This window comes from Bradyrhizobium sp. USDA 3364 (assembly GCF_054056355.1).
Genome location: NZ_JBSRYG010000002.1, coordinates 915,139 through 935,981 on the forward strand (window position 1 = coordinate 915,139; position 20,843 = coordinate 935,981).

Genomic DNA, 20,843 nt, shown 5'->3' on the forward strand with positions numbered 1-20,843 from the left:
GTTGAAGCAATACAGTGGAGTATTCGATCCCGAAGAACTTTCTGTCTTAGGAAGTCTTTTTGACAGGGCGGTCTCCGCGCTGCCGCCATCAATGCGAACTCAGGAAAATCGAACGGCGATCGCCAAACTCATCCTGGAGCGTACAGCGGCCAGCAACACCCAGCTGGCATGTTTAACGAATCTGTTGATCACCATTTCCCCTCCGGGTTGATCGCGCGCCGTTCTAAGGATAGTCACCACTCCTGCGCTGGAATGGAAGACGATCCAGCTAGAGCTTTGAAATGGCTTGAATCCAACGTGACGTCAGGTTGTAGGCTTTGAAATTGAACAACATGAGCAAAGCTACACCAAGACGGCGTCGATGGCGCATTGGCGAACTTGCGGAAGCGACCGGAGTGACGGTACGCACGCTGCATCATTATGAACACACCGGCCTGTTAGCCGCTTCAGAGCGCACGGACGGCGGCCATCGGATGTACGACCGCGAAAGCGTCCAGCGGGTTCATCAGATCCGGGCGCTACGTGAGCTCGGCTTCTCCCTTTACGAGATTCGTAAAGCTATGGAGGGCACGACTTCGCTGACCGACCTATTGCGCAAGCATTTGGAGCGTATAGAGCTTCAAGTTGTTCGAGCAACGCTGCTGCGAGATCGATTGCGCAACATGACGACCGACAGTGACGTTCAGGTCAGCGTGGATGAGCTACCTGCCGCCTTGGACGCCATGTCGCGGGTTGAGACAGGTAGTCAAACATCCCGATGCACATGCAAGTTGGCTGCAGAGCGCGAGGAGCGATGGCGACGCATTCGGGACGACCTCCGTGATTGTATGGATAGAGGCGAACACCCTTGCGGCGAGCGCGCGAAAGCCGTCGCGATTGCCGCGCGCCTGCTGATCGGCGAAATCGCTGGAGCGGATTCTCGGGTTTCGACGATCCTGAAGGTCCTCGCACGCCTAAGCGCCCCACGCAGTTTGGCTGGTTGGGATCCCTGCCTCATGCAATATCTCGATCTTGCCCTCTCCGGCCTGGAGGATCAGCCATATTGAGATCACTAAGGCGGCTTCGGACGGCTTGACCGGTCCGCTTGACCGGCTCGATCATCATGGCGGTTCGGCATGATCCGCAGGCTTTGATGCCCGGGCAGCTTCACCAATCACCGGTCGGAGTTTCTGCGAGGGTCTCGGCGATCCGCCGCTTTCTCTGATGCATTGAGCGAAGCGCCCGTTCAAGGAAGACTTGAATCGCACGTAACGTCAAATTGTAGGCTCCGCCATGGTCGTTGCCCGAGCTGACGCATGCTTCGATTGGCGATCCGTACCTGCGGGCCCGTGCTGGCCGCAGACAGTTGGGCTTTAGATCGAGGTGAGCACTAGGAGTTCTGCAGTGTTGAATAGGTGTTACATTCCAGCTGCAGGTGCAGCCTTCCTTTTCTGTGCCCTCGCCTCGACTGCGCGGGCTTCGGACGTTCATATTGCCGTGGCCGGCCCAATGAGCGGAAGCAGCGCGGCGTTCGGCGCGCAGATGCGCAACGGCGCCGCCGCGGCTGTCGAGGCGTTGAACGCTTCGGGCCTGCTTCCCGACACCAAGGTGATACTGAGTGTCGCTGATGACGCCTGCGACCCCAAGCAAGCGGTCGCCGTTGCAAATAAGCTCGCAATGGCTCAGGTGCGTCTGGTCGTCGGCCATTTTTGCTCGTCTTCGTCCATCCCAGCCTCCGACGTCTATGCCGAAGCAGGTATCATCCAATTATCACCTGGTTCGACAAATCCTCAGCTAACGGAACGCGGCATCCAGACCGTGTTTCGGATCTGCGGCCGCGACGACCAGCAGGGCACCGTTGCGGCTGAATACATTCACCGACATTACCATAGTGACAAGATCGCAGTGCTCGACGACAAGAGCACCGCCGGCAAAGGTATCGCCGATGCGGTTGAGGCACAGCTTCAGGGATTCGGCGAACACGTCATTCGGCAGAGCTATATAGCCGGTGAAAAGGATTATACGGCGCTGATCTCTAGATTGAAGAAGGACGGGGTACGCCTCGCCTATATCGGCGGTTATCACACCGAGATTGGGCTGATCATCCGTCAGGCATCAGAAGCAGAGGCCGGCCTTACCGTCATGGCCAACGACCCGTTGATGACCTCCGAATTCTGGGGCATCACCAGCAGCGCGGGAAACGGCACGCTATTTACCTTCATGCCCGATGTAGCAACGAATGCCAATGCCGCCGACGCCGTGGCCAAACTCAAGGCTTCCAAGCTGTCGTCCGAAGGCTACACACTTTACGCCTATGCCGCAGTTCAGGCGTGGGCAGAGGCGGTGAAGCGGGCCGGTTCCCTCAATGCTGCGCGGGTCGCAACCGAACTCCGTTCACGACCGATCGAAACAGCCGCTGGTTCGGTCAGGTTCAATACCAAGGGAGACAATGCAGGCCCAGGCTTTGTGGTTTACCGCTGGCTCGACGGGCGTGTTGAAGTGCTCGACCAGAACTGATCGACGCGATCCACAGCCGTTCTCCGCCAACCCAGCCACGACACAGATGATGAAACGACATCAGGACCTTGCTGCCGTTATACTCGCGAGCTCTCTTGTGCTCGCGGCTTTCGGAGCGCTTATCGCCCTCGCTGCAGCGCTCGCAGAATTACCAGACGTCGACGTAGAGGAGGAGCTACGTCCGATGGTAGACAAATAGCATTCCGATTAAGGCCAGTTCTTGCGACGCTTCACTGTCAGACATCCGCAACAGTCTGATCGGGAATGCTGCGCAGTTCCGGCCGTTCCGCTCATGCGACAACAGCCATGACAACCAAACCGCCACGGCAATCTCCCGTCGACCGCGCATGCTGACAAATGCAACTGTACTTCGCAACTTCCGGCGACCTCACATTGCGCGAAACGCGATTGCTATCCAATCGCTGTTTCGCCAGCGCGTTCCTCGTCAATTCTGCCAGCGCCTCGACCGCTCCCAAGCGACTTGCGTCAGACTTAAGGTCTGTGCGAGCGCGATCCCACCACCGGCCAGTTTGATGCCAAACCGCTCGTTGTGAAGCGAATTGTCGATAACAACCTCACATTGATCCCGGCAGCCGGCAATTCAGGCATAGCGCCACGAAAATCGGGCAGAGTTACAACATTGAGAATATATCGACATGACTTCGATCAGCTCTCCTATCGGACTGCGCATCCCTGGACGTCTGCTTTCGGGCACAGCCGCCGATCCATTTGGTGAAGGATGGAACGCTGTGCAAAACGGAACGGACAGATGAAACGACCGAGATTCACAGAAGAGCAAATTATGGCGATACTGAACGAGCATGGGGCTGGTGCGAGACCGGCTGATCTAGCTCACAGACACAAGATCTCTGAAGCGACGATCTGCGACTGGAAGGCCAAGTTCGGCGGCATGGACGTTTCGGCCGCCAAGCGGTTGAACGCGCTGGAAGAGGAAAACGAGAAGCTAAAGAAGCTTCTGGTCGAGCACATGCTTGGCGTGGATGCACTTCGCGAACTCCTATCAAAGTAGTCGCAACCAATATGCAGGTTCTCACGCTCACGCCGCATGGCGCAAGCCCAGAGCGTTAGCTCCCGCAGAATAACCAGATCGGCCAAGTGATGCACGCCACGTCTTTGAGGCCGAAGGCACAAAGCAACCAGGACTCCCATTCCAGAATCGGAGATGATCGAGTGAAAAGCGGCCTTCCCTCAAGACTGACATGCGCAATCTTTGACCACTTGGACGACGACGGTCGCGATATTGCGCGACAGTATGAAGATCGTCTCAAGCTGGCGGAGGCGTGTGATTCTCTGGGCTTTTACGCTTATCACCTGGCGGAGCACCACTGCACCCCTCATGGCAGAGGGCCCTCGCCGAACCTGTTTCTGGCAAGTCTTGCGCAGCGCACCCGCAGGCTTCGCTTTGGTCCGCTTGTTCTGTTGCTCAACCTCTATCATCCATTGCGCGTGTTCGAAGAGATCTGCATGCTTGATCAGTTGAGCGGCGGCAGGCTCGAACTCGGTATCGGTCGCGGCTCCCAGCCGATCGAATGGGGCTATTTCGGCATCAGCGCAGGCGCGGCGCCAAGCCGCTATATGGAAGCCAGCGAAATCTTAAATGTTGCACTGAAGGGCGATACGTTATCCTACCAAGGACACCATTTTGAGCTGAACAGTGTACCCTTAACTTTGAGGCCTCTTCAGCGACCTTATCCACCGACCTGGATCGCCAGCAATCGGCCCGAATCAGCGGAATGGGCCGCAGCAAATGGTGCAAATCTGGCATGTGTCGGCCCCGCCTCTGCTGTCCGAAGCATTACGGATGCTTTTCGTTGCCGTCGAGCGCGCTGCACAGCCGCGGACGATCGAGAGCCATTCCTGGGGTTGGCTCGTATGATCGTGATTGCGAGATCTGACGGAGACGCTCATGCGGCTGCCGAAACCGCTTATGGACAATGGCTGGATAGCTTTAAGTTCCTTTACGAGCTAAACGCCACTCCGACACCGCCGACCCTGCCGCTGTCGTTCGATGCAGCGCTGGAGAGCCAATTGTGCGTCGTCGGAACGCCAGCTTCCGCCCGACAGCAGCTTCTTAACCAGATGGAAGAGGCAGGTACCAACTACCTACTCTGCCAGCTTGCATTCGGGAGCCTTCCGCTCGACATTTCACTATACACCGCGAGCGCGATCAGAGCCGAAGTCATCGATAGCTTTGGCTGACAATGTCTGTTCAACTTCGCTACTGCGGGATGCCCGGCCCCATGCCGTACGTGCCCATTGGCATACGATCAAGGCGTTCTTTCTTGCTCGACGGGAGATCCCAAACTCATAAGGATATAGGCGCGACCTCAAGCATCACTTTGCCGGCCGCGCAGCCGATGTCGTCGGCAGCGACTTGACATGTTGAATAGCGTTGGCATGACAAAGTGGCTCAACCCGTATGCGGGCTTGTCTTGTGCGTCGTCCAGAGCAGGTCAAGGATAGTCGCGCGCACTATCCGCGGACTGGATGCATCCCATCAAAACTTTCGATTTTACGGATTTCAGCCAAATGCACCATAGTCGCTCACCGATTTCCGGAAAGCACCTTTGACGAAGCTCGTGTGACTATGGACCCCCTTTGCTTTCTGCCAAGTCGCAGGCCGGCTCAAGTCTTTCGCGCCAACATCACCAACGATATCCCTCGACCTTTGAAATCGCGCCACCAGCGGTCCAGCTTCAGCCGGATGGCTCGCCGAACCCTATGGCCCTCATTCGAAGTAGCCGACAGCAGTTTCGTCATCCTGAAGGCGTCCCCGAAGATTAGGTGCTTCTCACGCGCATTGGCCGGGTTGCATGCGTGCGTCGCATAGAAGCCAGGCAGCCGCACTGGCTCTTGCGCCAGCCTCGGCAAGGCTTGTCGGCCTAATCAGGTGGACAGCCCCGTTACTTTCGCGGTGTTGCGATTCTCAAGCAATGCGACGTCAGCCATCTAACCTCCTTAAACACAAAAAGGACGCGCTGGTGTCAGCGGCGCGTACTGACGTCGATTTCGGCGACGCGAAAGGCCATGCGATAACACTAGCCGCCCACTTACGCCGTTTGATCGCGGGGTTCTCATGCCGCCCATCCGCTCCACGCTGTTTGGTGGGTTCCGCCTATGCCAACGGCGTTCCTGCGAGGTCCGCTAGCTTGGAGTACGCCGGCTCGATAGCTCAATCAAAGACGGGCGTTCTACCACGCAGCGCACAGCGCTCTATAGCGACCATACCTCCTTCAGGTCGTTCTGCGAGACCAGCCCGTCCCTTTCTTTGGTTGCACATGCGCGAGTTGTCTTGTGCAGCGGAAATTCCGTCGCGCGCCGCATCGGCTGCCTCGCAAACGGGAACACACACAAAAACTACATGTCAATCTCGTCTAATTAATGTGGAGCAACACTGTGGAACTTGACCCTTCGAATTCACGCATGCAGGACCTTGAGGATCGCATCGACCTACAACTCGATATCGTGGCAACTCTCGTACGCGAAGGGAGCAATGAGCTCGAGGCAATCCAGCTGCTCAACGCACTCACGAACGAGATGATATCAGCGGAACTGGAGCTCGGCCAGCTCGGCGATACGAGCACCGGTGGCCATCCTGGCGGCGGGCGAGCAGCGCGAATGAGACGGGACCATGGCGTTTACAATCCAGAAGAGCTTCAAATCTTGGGGCGCCTTCTCGATCAGGCAGTGGCCGCCTTACCGCCTGCACTGCGCACTCCGGCCAACCAGATGCGGATTGCCAGATTGATTCTGGCACGTGCGGCGGGCTGAGGGCCGCTTCGCTCCTCTGCGATTGACGGCCGCTCAGTGAAAGCTTCATTGCTGTGCCGACCGTGGCTGTGCCCTCCTGCCCACGGATAAGGCCGCTTCGAGACTGTGGCTCACCGCTAGGTGAGTGAGCCGCTTCCACGTGCTGATCATTTCGCTTCGAGGAGCGAGACATTCATCCGATCTCCGCTGGACTGCACCTCAAACGCTTGATCATGGCATGTTACACGCTCGCAGTTTACTCCAGGGCAGATTGGGGGACGCATGATCCGAGATATTCGTGCGAGGCACCGCACGGTTGACCGCGCCTTCCGATATTCGGATCTTGGCAGCATAAGCTAGCTCCCTGATCGCAGCCGCATTGTTCTAAATTTGCGGGCCACCTGATATTTCGTCGCCAGAACGAGCTCCTGGCAGATCAACGCAATTGTCGCGATAGCTTGTGCCGTTTCTTTGGTGCGCTCCATCCGGAGTCGAATCGTATCACAAACGTGGTGGCGTGCGCAGGAGCCCGCGGATGCGGCCAGGCTGTTGACGCATGTCGGGAAGCACGCGAACGGATTGTCGAGAACGAGCCACACAGCTGGACGCGACATAAAGAGCGCATACGACATCACCCAGAACACTTCTTAGCCTTGACAGTTTGGAAGCTAGCGAATGGCTTGCTCCGTAGGACGGCTGTAGTTTGACTGACTCTTGGGAGTGTGGTTCCGGCGAACGGCGAAGGGCGAACGGCGCGCAACAAGATGCGCGGCGCAAAGAGGCAAATGTCAACGCAGGGTCTCTTCAGCCAATTCAGAATCGTCCGACTCGCGCTGGCACTTCGACATTCGGTCATCCGGATTTCAACAAACCGCACTATAAAAAGGTCGCTGTAACGCCGCGAGCAGATCGACACGCATTTTTGCTGTGGCTCCGACTTCTTGCCACTCAAGACAGGCCGCAGCTCGTCGGTACGCTTCGGACGAGACTTTTACCTTGTGCCAGGAGTCGAGGAGTTTTGAGATGGATCAGGTCATATCCGGCCAGGTGCAAACGCCAGAGGCTATCGTAAGCATCGCATTTGAAAAAGCGTGGCGCTTTGTCGAGAAGGACCCAGTTCTGGCGCATCATCTCAAGACGTTCCTTCACCGCCGCTTGCAAGCATTACTGGAGTGTTCGATCAGGACCGGCGAACGGAATACCCTGCATCTGGCAAACGAAGCGATACGCAATTTACGAGCGGAGCTGGCGTCGCCGAGCAAACAGTAAGGCTCGTCCCTCCAGCTGGCCGGTACCCTTGTTATCGGCAGGAACGGGACGGTATCGTCAACTCCCGAAGGGGCAGGTCGTGGTCGATCTGAGTTTTCTCTGCTCATCTTCTACACCGACGACTGCGTCGGGGAGCCCTGCTTGTACAGCTCTCGTGGTCCCCACACCAGTAGGATAGAAACGGGAGCACACCGGCAACGAAGGCGCGACAAGCACGCGCTGTCCCGACGTGACACAATGCGCACCGTATCTGGCAGCTTGGCATGCGTCTCGGCAATTTCGATGCGGGCTTCATCCGGCGCGGTGACCAACATTCTGCGGCAGATGATCTTGGCGGCGCACCAGCTCGATTGGCTTTCCTGTCGCGGCAAGAGCCAGTTACAGCGCGCCAGATACCGCCCCGGATATTCAGGATGGCCGAATTTCGATCGATCAATGGCTCTGATGGGTCATTTCCGACGTTACCACAATCTTAAGTCGCCACACGACTCCTGACTCAAGATATATTCAACTCTCATCCCGATAAGGACGCCTTCATCTGTGCGGCTCATGACGAAACCCGCTGAACGACGCGCAGCCGGAGGTATCGCCAGGAACCTGGTTGGACGGTGCTTCAGCAAATGCGCTCGCAGCATTGCGTCGCACAGTGCCATCACGATCGCATCGCCTGCAGGTAAAGGTGCCACGAGGGGCTCTATCAATGTCGCTGCATTTTCGCCGAGGCGTCGCAAGTTAGGGCGCTTCACAACCTAACGCACCGTGCGTTTCGACTCATTTCTTTCGAAGGAATGTTGTGGCTCAGTTACAGCAATTCGCAATCATGTTGTTAAGACGCACGGCGCCGGGGGACATCAAAAGGAATGACACTGGAATGAAGAATTTGCTGATTCTGACCGCAAGCATCGCACTCGGCGCTGCAGCTCCCGCATTCGGCGCTGACCTCGCCGGGCAGCCTGTCAACATCAAGGCCCCCCCATTTCCGGTCGTAGCCCCGATCAACGACTGGAGCGGCTACTATATCGGTCTCAATGGCGGCTGGGGATCGAGTCACAATTGCTGGGATTTCAACGGCGATACTTCCGAGGGCTGCCATAATTCGACCGGCGGCACCGTCGGCGGCCAGATCGGCTATCGCTGGCAGATCTTCAAAACGGTGTACGGCATCGAAGGTCAGGGAAACTGGGCCGACTTCAGCGGCTCCAATGTCAGCAGTGCCTTCCCAGCGGACACCATTGGCACCAAGACAGATGCATTTGGATTGCTCACGGGCCACGTCGGCTACGCGTTCAATGCCGTGCTGCTTTACGCCAAGGGCGGTGCGGCGGTGACCAGCAACACCTATCACGTCAACTCAGTGGCCACTGGCACCGAGCTTGGCAGGAACGATGTGCGCTGGGGTGGCGCGCTCGGCGCTGGCGCCGAAGTCAGCCTGACGCCGAACTGGTCGGTTGGCCTCGAGTATGATCACTTGTTCATGCAGGGCAGCAACGTAAGCTTCCCCGCGGCCGTCGGCTTCGATCGCGTTCACCAGGACATCGATCTTGTCACGGCACGGCTCAACTACAAGTTCGGCCCAGCGTTTGCAAAATAGCGAACCCCACGCGCGCAAGCGTCAAATCGAGAGCCCCGACTAACGGTCGGGGTTCTTTCTCGAAATGCTGCCCTACCGCCTCGCAACCAGCCCGCGGAACCGGCTCAAGCTCGTCTAGGCTTAGATCACTGGCTGGCAGAGCAGACCGCAGGCACACCCGAGGGCACCAAACCAGTCGGCTTGACATGCGTCGTCGAACTCCAGAACCTCACGCAACGTGAGTTTCACGTCGCCTGTCTCAACGAAGCACTGTTCGAATGACATGAGCCTTGCCAGGGCTTGGCGTCAATCGCACTTCCTGGCAGTGAGGATGGGATCTCAGAGAATATTGAGGCGAATGGCGATAGCGGTCGCCTGGATCCGGCTGGTCGCACCCAGCTTTCGCATCGCATTCTTGATATGAAAATTGACCGTATTAACGCTGATTCCTAGGATCATGCCGATTTCCCAGGAAGATTTCCCTTCTGCCACCCACCGCATGCAACTGATCTCCCGTTGCGATAACGCAATGTTTTTCCCACAGCCGCCATTAGAGGGTCGAGCAATCTCGCCATAGGCGCTGTGAAAGAGCGAAGCCAGGGCATTAAGATGACCGATGCGATTCCGAGGATCAGCATCGTCGGACGGAGATGCAAAGGACACCACAGATACTTGGCCCAACGGGCCAAATAGAGGCACGCTCATGCCATGCTTCAGGCCGGCCTCCCTAGCCTCCTCCAATACGCGTCTCTCGTCCGGTAGAAGCTGATAATGGTCAGCGAGTTGGTCCCACAGAAACGGACGCGAATGCATCGGCGTCCGCCGGACTACCGGATCGATGGTGTGGTACTTGCCTTTGAAGTATCGATCGCACCAGGCCGGCGGCCAATTCACGGCGACAGTCGGCGGTGGATATTCAGCCAACCGAAGCGGCTCGACGAAGTTGAGGGCTCCGTAAGCAACTTCACTGAATCCTTCCTCGGTGGCACGGTTTACAAGAAGATCGAACAACGCTCTCAGCGAATGCGTCTTGTTTGCGCACTCGGTGAAGCTAAAAAGATCCACGATGGGCGCTTCGGCACGCCGGTCCGGCTCGCCATCGCTGCGTTCGCTTGCGTATGTTTCAGGCGGATCCAAATTCCGTTCCATGAGCTGAACTCTCAGGTTTGCTCTTTGTGAAGTCTGGAGCACGCGCTGCGTCAGACGCCATTCCCGAATATGTCGCCTTCCGCCAACTGCGGCGCGATAATGGTCCTGTCATGCGCCGGGGTCCGGCCGCTATCCTCGTCGGACACCGGACGGCACTCCACGACCGAAGCGTCGTCGAATTCCATCCGATTGATTTCGCTCGCCGATGACCAGCAGGCCAAGCAGGCGATTACCGCATTGTCGTGCGTGTCGATGGTCTGTGCCCTCGATGCTGCCCCAAAGCTGAATCGCTTTTGATAGGGCGGCCATGGCAAACCCGATGACCCTTGATATCCAACTGGCGACACCAACCAGCTATGAATGACAAGATCGTCTCTACCCAAGGAGCGACCGTGCTGCCCGAAAGACGCGTGGCTTTGCCTCAAGATCGAGCACGATGATATCCTGAACGTTGAGCTTCGCGATTCGGGCGAAATGGCGCACGTTGGCCAACTTAACGGCGCCGGGATCGACCTTCGCAGTTCCGACATCGGCTTTCTGTTTCCTCCCGACGGAAAGGTTATAGTTTCTTCCCCATCCTGCGAATTGCTGTCGCGGATTCTTCGCGGATCCTCCGTCCTTCGACGGCGTCGGAAACGCGATCGGCGACCACGGAAGAGCCGAGCCATCAGGTGACCGCGTGATATAACGGCCCCTCGCCTGATCAGGGGCGTTAGAGAGGTCCAGCGCACCTGAATTGAAGGCACAGATGATCCGCGCGCCAGGCGCGCAACGGCAGACACGCGCCGAAACGAGACCTGCCGGCTGCAGAGGACGCCTTGCATGCGCATCTCCATAAGGGAGAGGACCTAGCAGCGGATCAGCAAGTGTCGTACCAACTGGGGACCTCTCCGAATCAATCCTCGAAACAAGAAATTCAAGAGAAGAGAGCCGGTTCGGCGCACGCGCGCTTGGAGCAATGGCGACATCTGGAGGAAACGCGACAGCGCCACTTGCGCAAACCTCCCGCGGCCTGGAAAGAGTGCCGCTCGGCGCGGCGCCCCCCCCAAAGCGCCTTTCAAACAGCCAGGCGCTGGCGTACCACGTTCACATCCTGGTCAAGTACCAAGGCTGGCAATTGAAGAAGCCGACCCACAAATGGCAATCGTCTAGAAACCTTAGCCGGTGCCAGGTGCGGCGCGCGGCCTCCGATTAAGCGCTCGCTTGGACTTCTTCCCTCGTGGAAAGACAAATTCGAACTCCATGGAGCTAGGTGCAAGGCAGGCGAAGAACTTTTCGCAGGGTAGATGAAGTATGCTTTCTCTGTTCTTCGCGATTATCTCGCTGCTCTATGCAATGGTTGGTCAGGCGGGTGGAACCGCGTTCCTAGCCCTCATGGCGTTTTCCGGCTTGCCTTCTACAGAGATGCGCCCGACGGCGCTTGGCCTCAACATTGTTGTCGCGAGTTATTCCACGTGGTTCTTAAACCGCAACAAAGTCATCGACTGGATAGCGCTCCGGCCGCTTCTGTTGTCATCAATGCCGGCAGCACTTGCCGGCAGCTTGCTGGTGCTCGGGGAGCACGTTTACAGGACGTTGACCGGTCTTGTCCTCCTTTTGGCGAGCGCTGTGATGATTGTTCGGCGTGGGAGCGTTGCCCATCGCGCTTGCGAAACTCCGCCCTGGGGAAGCGTAAGCATTGGGGCGGTCATCGGGTTGGTTTCTGGTCTGACCGGCGTGGGCGGCGGAGTATTCCTGGCGCCCGCGCTCATGACACTGAACTGGGCGTCAGCCAGGCAAGTCACCCTGCTGTCGCCTCCGTTCATCCTGGCGAACTCCACAGTGGGCTTCGTCGGAGTTCTTTTCACAGGCCAGCTTCCGTGTTCGGATTCGGCCATTTACGCAATCGCTGCACTAGGAGGAGCCGTCGCAGGAACGGTTGTCGGCCTGAAACGGCTGAGCCAAACAGCTATCAGGTTCATGCTCGTGGCGGTTCTTCTCATTGCCGGCGTGCAGTTGGTTCGCACCTAAATGCTGTTCGATCTGCCTTTGCTGGGGGCTTTCGTTGCGATCATCAGGGCTCATGACAACAGCCGGAACGGTTCCAAAACGAACGACCTAATGCCCAGAAGCAGAACAGATGCGTATCTGTCGGACCTGGACGTGCCAGCGAGCGCGAAGGGTGACAATGCCCGCTTTTTACGATTCCGGCACAGCCTGCAGCCTGGTTGGGAATTGGTGAACTCGCAGCGCTCACAATGGTGGGACCGAATTAAAGCGCCCCGACGCACCTGCCGGGGTTGGAAGTGCGCCGGGGCAGCCCCAACATCATCAGTACATCCGTGACGATGCTTGGCGCAATGAGACAAGCGGCGTGGCGGAATTGAGGCTCATCCATACTTATGACGTGGAGTGCAAAATGTTTTTCACGCCGGTTCGACGGCTATTGAAACTCACGCTGCGTCACGTTGTACGATTTCGCCCCCTGAGTTTCATCAACCGGCACTCCTTGTCTGAAAATCCCAGCCAGAAGAGCTTTCTGCTCGATGCATCTTCGCGGAGGCGCCGCGCCAAATTCCTTCCCGGTCCTCGTTCGCGAGTACCATTTTATCCTGCACGACTAGGCAACTCGGAACACGGTATTCTTCCGAAAGTAATTCCCGCCCAAGTCGCGGAAACCATTGCAAATGGGCTCAAATCCCGTCTGCGCAAGTTGAACAGGCGTGACTGACAAAGATGCGGCAGATTGTGAAGCTTCAATGGCAGGCATGACCGCGGCGAGAAGCGGCGACTATCGCTCCTCGACGAGCCCTTCTGCCGCAAGAAAACAACATCGACGCCGAGACCCGTTGGCGCGTTCTCTACCATTACGTGCAAGCGTGTGGCAAAGTATCTGTTGCGCGAGCCCAGCGGCGTAGCACCCCCACCTGTCAGTTCGAACGGGGTGCGGGAAATCAAGCTGAAAGAAGCTCAACTCCGCGTCGCTTTTGATTATAAAGCTTTGCGCTCCGATTGGGCCGAGCATTCCAGCAGCGGTGCATCGAGGCTCGGGATTTCCGGCATCGCCTTGCCGGCGATCGCCTGAAGGTCACCGACCATGCCAACGGTAGATTCGATGACAGAGAGGATCTGCGTCTCGCGCTTGGCCCATTGTCGGCCCATGAACTTGCGCTCCTTGTCGAGATCTTCTCGCATGTCGTTGAATTTTTCAACGACAGCTTCTACCCGCTGGCGGAACCTGGTGCCGGTCAGATACCGGTACACCTGCTCCATTTTGGTTTGCTGGCCTTGCTGCACCAGGCGCGAACTGCTCAAATCAATCAGCCCCTGACGGAGCGCGATCGCGACCGCAACAGCACAGCGGGGATGAGCAACCCATATACCGTCGATCAGATCGAAAAATTCGACGTGCTTCGGCAGCGCCTGTGAAATGATGAGGGCCACATCTGCGCCACACCGCCTTTGGTCGTCGCGCAGTTTCCCGAGCCAGCCGTCGCTCCATGCCTTCGTACGCTTGGATTCCCAAAGGATGAGGCCCGCAGGATGACCGATTGAACCGTTGACCTGCTGGACGACGTCCGCACCCAGCTCTCCCTTGCCGATCGGCTCGATTGTATCAGTGGGAAAACGGCTGCGAAGCAGCTCTTCGAGCTCGAGCTCAAGCACTTCGCCCTGGGATTGCTGCGAGCCCTGCTCAGCCTTGCGCTTCAACTCTTCGATCGTCCGCGCCATGGATTCGATCGTTTGATCCTTCTCGAGCACTCGAAAGCGGGCGGCTTCGTCCGCTTCCTGCCTGGCTTTGGCCCGGATATCCGCGATTGAGGCCTGCACGCGCTTTTCGATGGTCAGATCGAGTTCACGTTTCTCTTCGTCAAGGGCACGTTGCCTGCGGATCAGTTCAGCCTGCGCCTGCTGCGCCTCAGCAAGTTTGGCATTGTTGGCCTCCAGGCTTTGACGAAGCTCGGCCGCTTCGGCAGCTTTTGCCAGCAGCTCGGCCGCCGCGGCCTGCCGAGCCTTCTTCGCTTCCATGGCGACGAGTTCGGTGCGCTCGGCCGCCAGGCGCGCGGCCACCTGATCCTCGATCTGTTCGCGTTGTCTCGCCAGTTGCTCCTGCTCATGGCGCAAGGCCTCGGCCTTGCGGGCGACCTCGGCATCCTTGTCCGCCAATTGTCGCTGAAAACGTCGGCGAGTTTCCTCGATCAGGGGAGCAGCAAGAGATTCGGTGAGGTGAATCTCATGATTGCAGTTCGGGCAATGGAGAATAGGCTGATGCGCGGCGCCCGCCGCGGGTGCTTTCAGGTTCATGAGCCCTCCTGGCCGATTGGCCCTGTGCTGCCGGCCCAGCGTGGCGCGGACTACCAATCGGATTTAGCGTGATTTCCTGACTCGATCGAACGCCTGGGGCATCCACATCAGCTTTTCCACCGAAAACACGTTGAAAGGCTGAGGCCGACTGGTTCGCCGCCGGCAACGCCTTGGATCCTGTCTTTGTCGCAAGAGCCCCTGCGTTGGAGAATGCAATGTGCGCTCCGATGAATGATTATTCCTGCGCACAATGATTGGGCGGATCGAGCTCGGGCGGCCGAGCTCATGTGAGCCATTTGTTCTCTTACCGGGTGCAAATGATGGCTGGCGCCTGACTTTCTCACCGCTCCCAGTTCGCAGGCTGTCCTGGCAGCTACATCGAAGAAGGGTCTCGAGCTTCAGGATCAGGGCAGTGTTTTTTGACTTAACGCAAAGACAGAGCAGAGGATATCCATCAGCCTGATAGCGTATCAGCGCGGAAAGGTAAGCGTTGCAGACCTCACTCCTGAACAAATATTGCGATGCTCGCCTGCCCTGGTACACCATCTACCCAACGGTACCGGATTTCTCTGCTGCGGTCGGCGCCACGACCTGTGAGGCGTGGTTGCGGCGGCTGCCGCCAGACGAATCCGTATCGCTCTATCTTCACGTTCCGTTCTGCCGGTCGATCTGCTGGTATTGCGGCTTCCCAACAAGCCTCACTCACAGCGAGCGGCCGATTCGCGATTACCTGCTGACGGTACGTGAGGAAATTCGTCTGGTCACAGAGCAAACGCCTCACGGTCTTCCAGTGAGCGACCTGCATTTTGGCGGCGGCACGCCGGCTACCATCTCACCGGCCGATTTCTTGGCTCTGATGGAGCTTTTGCGCCGCTGCTTCGCGTTCAGCAAATCGACCGCGCTCGCCGTCGAGATCGACCCCCGCGCGTTCACGGCCGAGATGGCGGAAACCTTGGGAGTAGCGGGCGTCAGCCGCGCGAGCATCGGCGTACAAAGCTTCGATCCCGTAGTTCAAAGGGCGGTCAACCGTCTCCAAAGCGAAGCGCAGGTCGCTTTTGTCGTCGAACGCCTTCGCCAGCATGGAATAAGCCGTATCAATTTCGACCTGCTCTTCGGATTGCCGCATCAGACCGTGCAATCCTGCGTGAACTCAGCGAAGACGGCTTTGACCATGCGGCCCGACCGCCTTGCGGTGTTCGGTTATGCCCATGTTCCCTCCTACATGAAACGTCAGCGCCAGATCGACGAGGCGGCGCTGCCCGACAATGTTGCGCGCGCCGAGCAAGCTGTAGCCATGGCAGATACGCTGGTCTCCGCCGGATATCGCCAAATCGGGCTCGACCATTTCGCCCTCCCGGACGACGAACTCGCGCACGCGCAGCAAACCGGCCGGCTGCGCCGCAACTCGCTTGGCTATTCGGCCGATACGTGTAACACAGTGATCGGCTTTGGTCCGTCAGCCATCGGCCGTCTGCGCGATGGTTACGTGCAGAACGAGACGGCAACCAGTTCCTATACCCGACGGATTAGTGCTGGCCATCTGGCAACCTCAAAGGGCCACTGCCTCACCGCCGAAGACCGCCTTCGGGCCGCAATCATCGAGCGGCTGATGTGTGACTTGCAGGCCGACGTGCCGGCAATCTGCGCCGCCCACGGATTTGATCCAATTCCTTTTCTTGATTCAGCCGACCGCCTGGAAACGCTTGCCGAAGACGGGATACTGGACATCAAAGAGGGTTTCGTCCGAGTCAAACCAGAGCACCGTTTTGTCATTCGCGCTGTTGCTGCCGCGTTCGATGCTTACCTCGACCGCGCCCCCTATTAGCAGGCCACGGATATGCGCATCGCGAAGGAGCGCTCGGAGGACCGCCTCGGTCAGCCGATTGTCCAGTGGATCGGACTGACTAGTCGCGACCTACGTTGGGCTGGAAGCGCTGACAAGATTGGTGCTACGCAACCCCGCGAGGTCCTGCGTAACGATCTCGCCGGGCAACTACGCTTCATCTGACGAAGCGTATAAATGTCGAAGTGCGTGTCGAGCGGTTCAGGGTAGCCATTGAGACGGAAGGCGAGCTCTTTCCATCCGAAGACGGTTACACGGAAGGGCCCTTGTTCGGCATGCTTGGCGAATTGGCGTTGACGTGATCCGTTATATGGACGGCATTCTCTGCCGTGATTGCAAAGGTGGGTACTAAGGGGGATTAAATTGGCGTCCCGACTTTCCGCGTCAATTCGGAAATGGTCCGTTGGTTGGTGGCCAATCGCGCTTGCCTTTGCACTGAACGGCCGCGTCCAGTTCGCTGCCCTTCCCGTAGATTCGACGCCGTGTAGCATTTGCCCGGCGCGACGTCCTTCCAGATGCGCGAAAAAACATTAGCGCAGATCTCCTCGAGTTTGTCGGAGCTCAGTGGCGGGCGAAGCCTCGTCGAGCAGCAGGACCTTCGGACGCAAGGCGAGCGCCCTCGCGATCTCGACCAGTCGCTTCTCGCCATGGGGCAGCGCGTCCGCCAGCACGTTCACTGCCGACGACATACGGAATTTTTGCGTCAGGCAACGGGCGGATGATCGAAGATTTACGTTGCCACGCGGCCGATCGAATGCGCTCAGAACCCCTATGTGCTCGCATGGCTTGATTTCGGCTTGATCAAAGCGGGCGAGTCGGTCCGATTGACTGCGCTATAGCTGGCGCGGAACGAAAACGCGGCCTTTCGACGTCAAGGCGCGCTTGCCTTTGGTGCTGCGATCACTGGCGCCCCTCCAACGGAAACAGGTCCTTGTGGTGTGGACTGCCCGAGCCGTTTCTTGGCCCGGCTCGAAGCAGCCTGGGCGGACGGCGGGGCCGAAACGGAGGGCGTAGAAGCGACAGGCATTGAATTCCGCAGCGCCTCGATCCGCGAAGTCAGCATGCTGATCTGATCTAAGATCCCCTTGAGGTCCTCCCGCGCGGCATCGATCCTGCGGTTCAGTTCTGCGATCTCATCGCTAGCCTTCAGCTGTGCCCACTTGATTTCGGATAGGGAAGCTCTGTCATCCAGTGAAGACCTCATGATTGAAGCGACTTGGTGAGTTTCCGGCGTCCCGCCAAATTCCCAGAGGTCAGCCCAAAGCCAGGCGCCAGCAGCACTGGAGCCCACGAGGACAAGGAGAAGCACCAAGACACAGAAAATACGTCGTGACGGCCCTCGCAAGAGCGGTCGCAAATCCGAAACGACCGCATCGTCAATCATCACCATCGCTCCTCGTCTAGCATTCTTCTTTCGACCGGTTTGCTTCGCCGATCCGAGCGCTTGCGGTGTTCGCGCGCTCCAGAGGTTCCGACTGCCGATAATGTCATGTTTCGCGGTCCTCCTCGGCCGCCTGCCCATTTTGCTTCCTGCGCGCCTTGAAGGACCTGCCGCTTCACTCAAGACGCGCCGCTTAAGCGACGGCTGAACGTCAATTCCTCATAGGGAGGGCAACCATTGCGCACGATCAACTACCAATCTCAGCAGGTTGATTGAGATCACGGGCGCATGCAAAGCGGGATCAACGAAAGCCGCGCACGGGAAGGACCCGCTATGCAAGACAGACTCGGCCGTCCCAACAGCTCTTACGGAGCCAGCTGCTCGCCCGCCTCCACCCAAGCCGCTCGAAGGCTGTTTTGTCCATACACCTGGGACCAACAGGATGGGCGTCGTCGTGCGATCTACGAGCGCGGACATTCCAGAGGCGGCTGGTCGCAGATCCAGTCGATTGCCTGGCCCAACGGAATCACAAAACTCCATGAACCCGTGGCTCGTGCCCCACGGGACTTGCTTCCTGGTGCCTGCCACTTCGTCAGTAAAGGGGTCTTCCAGCAAGGTACCCGCCAACGTCAGCCCACTCTGTCCCACGGCGAGCAGGGAGGCTGTGTTCATAAAGTGAGAGCGAGGGTAAAGGCATTCGTCATAAACCTCTCGCCGCACCAGCGCGCGCTGCTCTCTTTCGGCCCTCCGGCCTGATGCGCAAGTGAATTGCAGAGCAGATCATCTACTCCCTCCTCGGGAGCGAAAATGTTGGGATGCCACTCTCGGCCAATCAGGCGACAGTTCTTTCCAATCATGACTGGCTGACACGGACCTGAAGTACGCTATGCGTGATTGGTTTCTTGCGGTGACGTCGCTTCGAACATCTTCCGCCGCCTTGGCATCTGCTTTCACGTTTTGGCCAATCGGCAAACGTTGTAGACGGGCTATCGCAGTTTCGCTGGCGGCTTGGCTGTTCGGCAACTCCGCGCGGGCACAAACCGGGCACGAGCTCGATCCCGGAAACGGCACTGTAGGTCAAGCCAGCGAAAGCAGACAAGCTTCCGGCCCGGCGATAAAGTTGCAGACCGGGATGATGCGTCGAGCAATCCGGCCTCGGCGCCCGTGGTCTGCGGCACGTGCCGATACGTCTGGCGAAAAGCGCAGCAGCGTTGATAGATTTGCTCAGACGCGAACGCAAAAGCCCATCGATTCCTTCGCCAGGTACGACAATCTGCGTGAAAAAGGGTTGTGGCTCGCCATACCTGGCCCTGCAGATACGATTGATCAGGAGAAAGGCGGCGTTCGGTCCGCGCTGGCAGATGTCGGCATTGGCTATATCGGTTGGACACACAACACGTTTGTAGATAATCAGCTGCCAAATGCAGCGAGAAGCTCAATCGCAAACCAGCTTTACATGGGCCAGAACCCGACCTTCGCTTCGGCGAACTTCTTGATCGTCACTTACGATCTCAGCCGGTTTGGCATTCCCGATGGCCAGATTGTCGTCGGAGCCGAGCAGCAATACTGGACGTGGGATCGCCCGGGGCCTGACAGAGTGGGGCTCAACACGCTCGCCTATTACCAGACTTTCCTCGACAGGAAGCTCGAACTCAAATTTGGGTACCTGAGAAACCAGAATGAGTTTACCGGCACATTGTTCGGAGGGATGACCGGATCGAACATGTTCGCCTTGATCCAGGCAGGGGTGAGCACCAATGCCGCGCCCACGCCGGCGGTCAACCTGAAGTACAATTTTGATGATCGTTTCTACAACAAGATTTCAGTGCAGCGTTCGATCAGCCCGGATGGTCCCTATGCCGAGATAAGGGAGAATCCCGCAGGCGTGGACTGGAGCACGGCCAATGCGGGCACGCTTCTCATCGATGAAATCGGCTACAGGAGCAAGGCCGCTCCTGGATCGCCCGACACATGGCTCCGGGCCGGCACTGGTTTCAATACCAGCCGCTACAAGAATTTGGCGGACCCGGATCAACAGCGAGTGAGCGGCAACAATTTCCAGTACATCGCTGCGGACCGGCAATTTTGGCAAACTGATGCCACTGGGTCGCCGTCTCGCGGACTCTATGGCGGATTCTCTGTCATGGCAGCTCCGCCTGACCTCAACAGGATCAGCCAGTATTACGAGCTTCGTCTTTATACGAAAGGGCCGTTTGATAGTCGTCCCAAGGATCTGATTGCTCTTGTCGCCAGCAACACGACCTGGAGCAAATTCGCCGTGGATGCTGCCCTGGCTAAAGGCCAGCTTGCGCATCGCGATACCCTGGCGATCACGGGCACATATACTGCCCATCTCGCCCCGGGCATCTATGCAAGCGCCGGGCTGTCATACATCCACAACCCGACAAGCGTCACACATACGCTTCACACCGAGCACGCCCTCAATCTGCTGGTGTCTACGCTGGTTTTCTTCTGACTATGGCAAGCGCCGTTCTGCTGCCGGAGCTTTCCTGCGAAGAGATGCTCCAAGAAAGTCGGGGTCCGGCCTTCGACCTCAGCCCTTGCGAGCGGCAGCATCTGGATGGTCTCCATCCGGCCGGCCAGGCTGTCGGCAACCCGCGGCAAAGTCAGGACATTGGTCGAGCCGGTGAGCAGGAAGCGAGCCGGCCGATAGTCCTCGTCGACCGTCTTCTTGATGGCCAGCAGCAGGTCAGGGGCGCGCTGGATTTCGTCGATGATAGCCCGGTCGAAGGCCGCGAATGAAGCCGGCCGGATCGGACTGGGCGGCCTCGAGGATCGTTTGATCGTCGAGCGTGATATAGGTCCGCCCGGCTTCTCCCATTTTTCGAACAAGCGTGGTCTTTCCGGCACGGCGCGGGCCTACGATCAGTACCACCGGCGTATCAGAAAGGGCTTCTTCCGCCCGTCGCTCCACAAACCGATCGAACATGCCAATCTCCGAATCCGGAAGATTGGAACTATCTGTGCCGGCTGATTGGCAGTCAATGGTCCGCTAGTTGGAAGTTACAGGGCCGCGATCTGGAAGGCCTGGAGGAGAAAGCCTTCCCCCTGGTCGGCGC

14 protein-coding genes and 2 pseudogenes are annotated in these 20,843 nt (G+C 58.1%); 11 read left to right on the forward strand and 5 right to left on the reverse strand.

Features of this window, described 5'->3' with window-relative positions:
* Position 1: 1 nt before the first annotated feature.
* From ACVILL_RS04425 to ACVILL_RS04460, 8 genes and pseudogenes are all read left to right on the forward strand, one after another.
* Positions 2 to 211: a hypothetical protein gene (locus ACVILL_RS04425; protein ID WP_456728023.1), complete on the forward strand. Its 210-nt coding sequence runs from the start codon at positions 2 to 4 to the stop codon at positions 209 to 211.
* Positions 212 to 332: 121 nt separating this feature from the next.
* Positions 333 to 1,046 (forward strand): MerR family transcriptional regulator, encoded by a 714-nt coding sequence (locus tag ACVILL_RS04430; protein ID WP_456728024.1) that lies wholly within the window; start codon positions 333 to 335, stop codon positions 1,044 to 1,046.
* Positions 1,047 to 1,488: 442 nt separating this feature from the next.
* A complete protein-coding gene (locus tag ACVILL_RS04435; RefSeq protein ID WP_456728025.1) occupies positions 1,489 to 2,496 on the forward strand; it encodes a branched-chain amino acid ABC transporter substrate-binding protein in 1,008 nt (335 codons plus the stop codon).
* A 769-nt stretch (positions 2,497 to 3,265) separates the two neighbouring features.
* Positions 3,266 to 3,523 (forward strand): annotated as a pseudogene (locus tag ACVILL_RS04440) (transposase); the annotation flags it as partial.
* A gap of 164 nt (positions 3,524 to 3,687) precedes the next feature.
* A complete protein-coding gene (locus ACVILL_RS04445) occupies positions 3,688 to 4,716 on the forward strand; it encodes an LLM class flavin-dependent oxidoreductase (protein WP_456728026.1) in 1,029 nt (342 codons plus the stop codon).
* Between the two features lie 1,224 nt (positions 4,717 to 5,940).
* The gene (locus ACVILL_RS04450; protein ID WP_253624362.1) at positions 5,941 to 6,288 is read left to right on the forward strand and encodes a NolY; all 348 of its coding nucleotides are present in this window, start codon (positions 5,941 to 5,943) and stop codon (positions 6,286 to 6,288) included.
* A gap of 1,002 nt (positions 6,289 to 7,290) precedes the next feature.
* On the forward strand, positions 7,291 to 7,536 hold the full coding sequence (locus tag ACVILL_RS04455) for a hypothetical protein (RefSeq protein WP_456728027.1): 246 nt from the start codon (positions 7,291 to 7,293) through the stop codon (positions 7,534 to 7,536).
* Positions 7,537 to 8,407: 871 nt separating this feature from the next.
* Entirely contained in the window at positions 8,408 to 9,127 is a 720-nt protein-coding gene (locus ACVILL_RS04460; RefSeq protein ID WP_456734160.1) for an outer membrane protein, read from the forward strand.
* Between the two features lie 318 nt (positions 9,128 to 9,445).
* Here the strand turns inward: ACVILL_RS04460 and ACVILL_RS04465 are convergent, their stop codons facing one another.
* Both ACVILL_RS04465 and ACVILL_RS04470 read right to left on the reverse strand, forming a co-directional pair.
* Positions 9,446 to 10,171, reverse strand: a complete 726-nt coding sequence (locus ACVILL_RS04465; protein WP_456734161.1) for a LuxR family transcriptional regulator — start codon at positions 10,169 to 10,171, stop codon at positions 9,446 to 9,448.
* A gap of 134 nt (positions 10,172 to 10,305) precedes the next feature.
* Entirely contained in the window at positions 10,306 to 10,440 is a 135-nt protein-coding gene (locus tag ACVILL_RS04470; protein WP_456728028.1) for a hypothetical protein, read from the reverse strand.
* Between the two features lie 1,108 nt (positions 10,441 to 11,548).
* On the opposite strand from ACVILL_RS04470, the gene ACVILL_RS04475 reads away from it, so the two are divergent.
* Positions 11,549 to 12,265, forward strand: coding sequence for a sulfite exporter TauE/SafE family protein (locus ACVILL_RS04475; RefSeq protein ID WP_456728029.1), 717 nt, complete (start codon positions 11,549 to 11,551; stop codon positions 12,263 to 12,265).
* A gap of 960 nt (positions 12,266 to 13,225) precedes the next feature.
* On the opposite strand, the gene ACVILL_RS04480 is transcribed toward ACVILL_RS04475, so the two are convergent.
* Entirely contained in the window at positions 13,226 to 14,539 is a 1,314-nt protein-coding gene (locus ACVILL_RS04480; protein ID WP_456728030.1) for a DUF2130 domain-containing protein, read from the reverse strand.
* A 490-nt stretch (positions 14,540 to 15,029) separates the two neighbouring features.
* On the opposite strand from ACVILL_RS04480, the gene hemN reads away from it, so the two are divergent.
* The gene (gene hemN / locus ACVILL_RS04485; RefSeq protein ID WP_456728031.1) at positions 15,030 to 16,364 is read left to right on the forward strand and encodes an oxygen-independent coproporphyrinogen III oxidase; all 1,335 of its coding nucleotides are present in this window, start codon (positions 15,030 to 15,032) and stop codon (positions 16,362 to 16,364) included.
* 548 nt (positions 16,365 to 16,912) lie between these two features.
* On the opposite strand, the gene ACVILL_RS04490 is transcribed toward hemN, so the two are convergent.
* A complete protein-coding gene (locus tag ACVILL_RS04490; RefSeq protein ID WP_456734162.1) occupies positions 16,913 to 17,173 on the reverse strand; it encodes an ATP-binding cassette domain-containing protein in 261 nt (86 codons plus the stop codon).
* Positions 17,174 to 18,649: 1,476 nt separating this feature from the next.
* Between ACVILL_RS04490 and ACVILL_RS04495 the strand changes: the two genes are divergently transcribed.
* Positions 18,650 to 20,239 (forward strand): carbohydrate porin, encoded by a 1,590-nt coding sequence (locus tag ACVILL_RS04495; RefSeq protein ID WP_456728032.1) that lies wholly within the window; start codon positions 18,650 to 18,652, stop codon positions 20,237 to 20,239.
* A gap of 8 nt (positions 20,240 to 20,247) precedes the next feature.
* Here ACVILL_RS04495 and ACVILL_RS04500 read toward each other — a convergent pair.
* A pseudogene (locus ACVILL_RS04500) lies at positions 20,248 to 20,713 on the reverse strand (ATP-binding protein); the annotation flags it as partial.
* Positions 20,714 to 20,843 lie beyond the last annotated feature (130 nt).

Excerpts from the sequence above, each read along its gene's own strand:
- ACVILL_RS04430 (WP_456728024.1), top strand. The coding sequence starts at position 333 with ATGAGCAAAGCTACACCAAGACGGCGTCGATGGCGCATTGGCGAACTT.
- ACVILL_RS04435 (WP_456728025.1), top strand. The coding sequence starts at position 1,489 with ATGAGCGGAAGCAGCGCGGCGTTCGGCGCGCAGATGCGCAACGGCGCC.
- ACVILL_RS04450 (WP_253624362.1), top strand. The coding sequence starts at position 5,941 with ATGCAGGACCTTGAGGATCGCATCGACCTACAACTCGATATCGTGGCA.
- ACVILL_RS04455 (WP_456728027.1), top strand. The coding sequence starts at position 7,291 with ATGGATCAGGTCATATCCGGCCAGGTGCAAACGCCAGAGGCTATCGTA.
- ACVILL_RS04460 (WP_456734160.1), top strand. The coding sequence starts at position 8,408 with ATGAAGAATTTGCTGATTCTGACCGCAAGCATCGCACTCGGCGCTGCA.
- ACVILL_RS04470 (WP_456728028.1), bottom strand. The coding sequence starts at position 10,440 with ATGGAATTCGACGACGCTTCGGTCGTGGAGTGCCGTCCGGTGTCCGAC.
- ACVILL_RS04475 (WP_456728029.1), top strand. The coding sequence starts at position 11,549 with ATGCTTTCTCTGTTCTTCGCGATTATCTCGCTGCTCTATGCAATGGTT.
- ACVILL_RS04480 (WP_456728030.1), bottom strand. The coding sequence starts at position 14,539 with ATGAACCTGAAAGCACCCGCGGCGGGCGCCGCGCATCAGCCTATTCTC.
- ACVILL_RS04495 (WP_456728032.1), top strand. The coding sequence starts at position 18,650 with ATGCGTGATTGGTTTCTTGCGGTGACGTCGCTTCGAACATCTTCCGCC.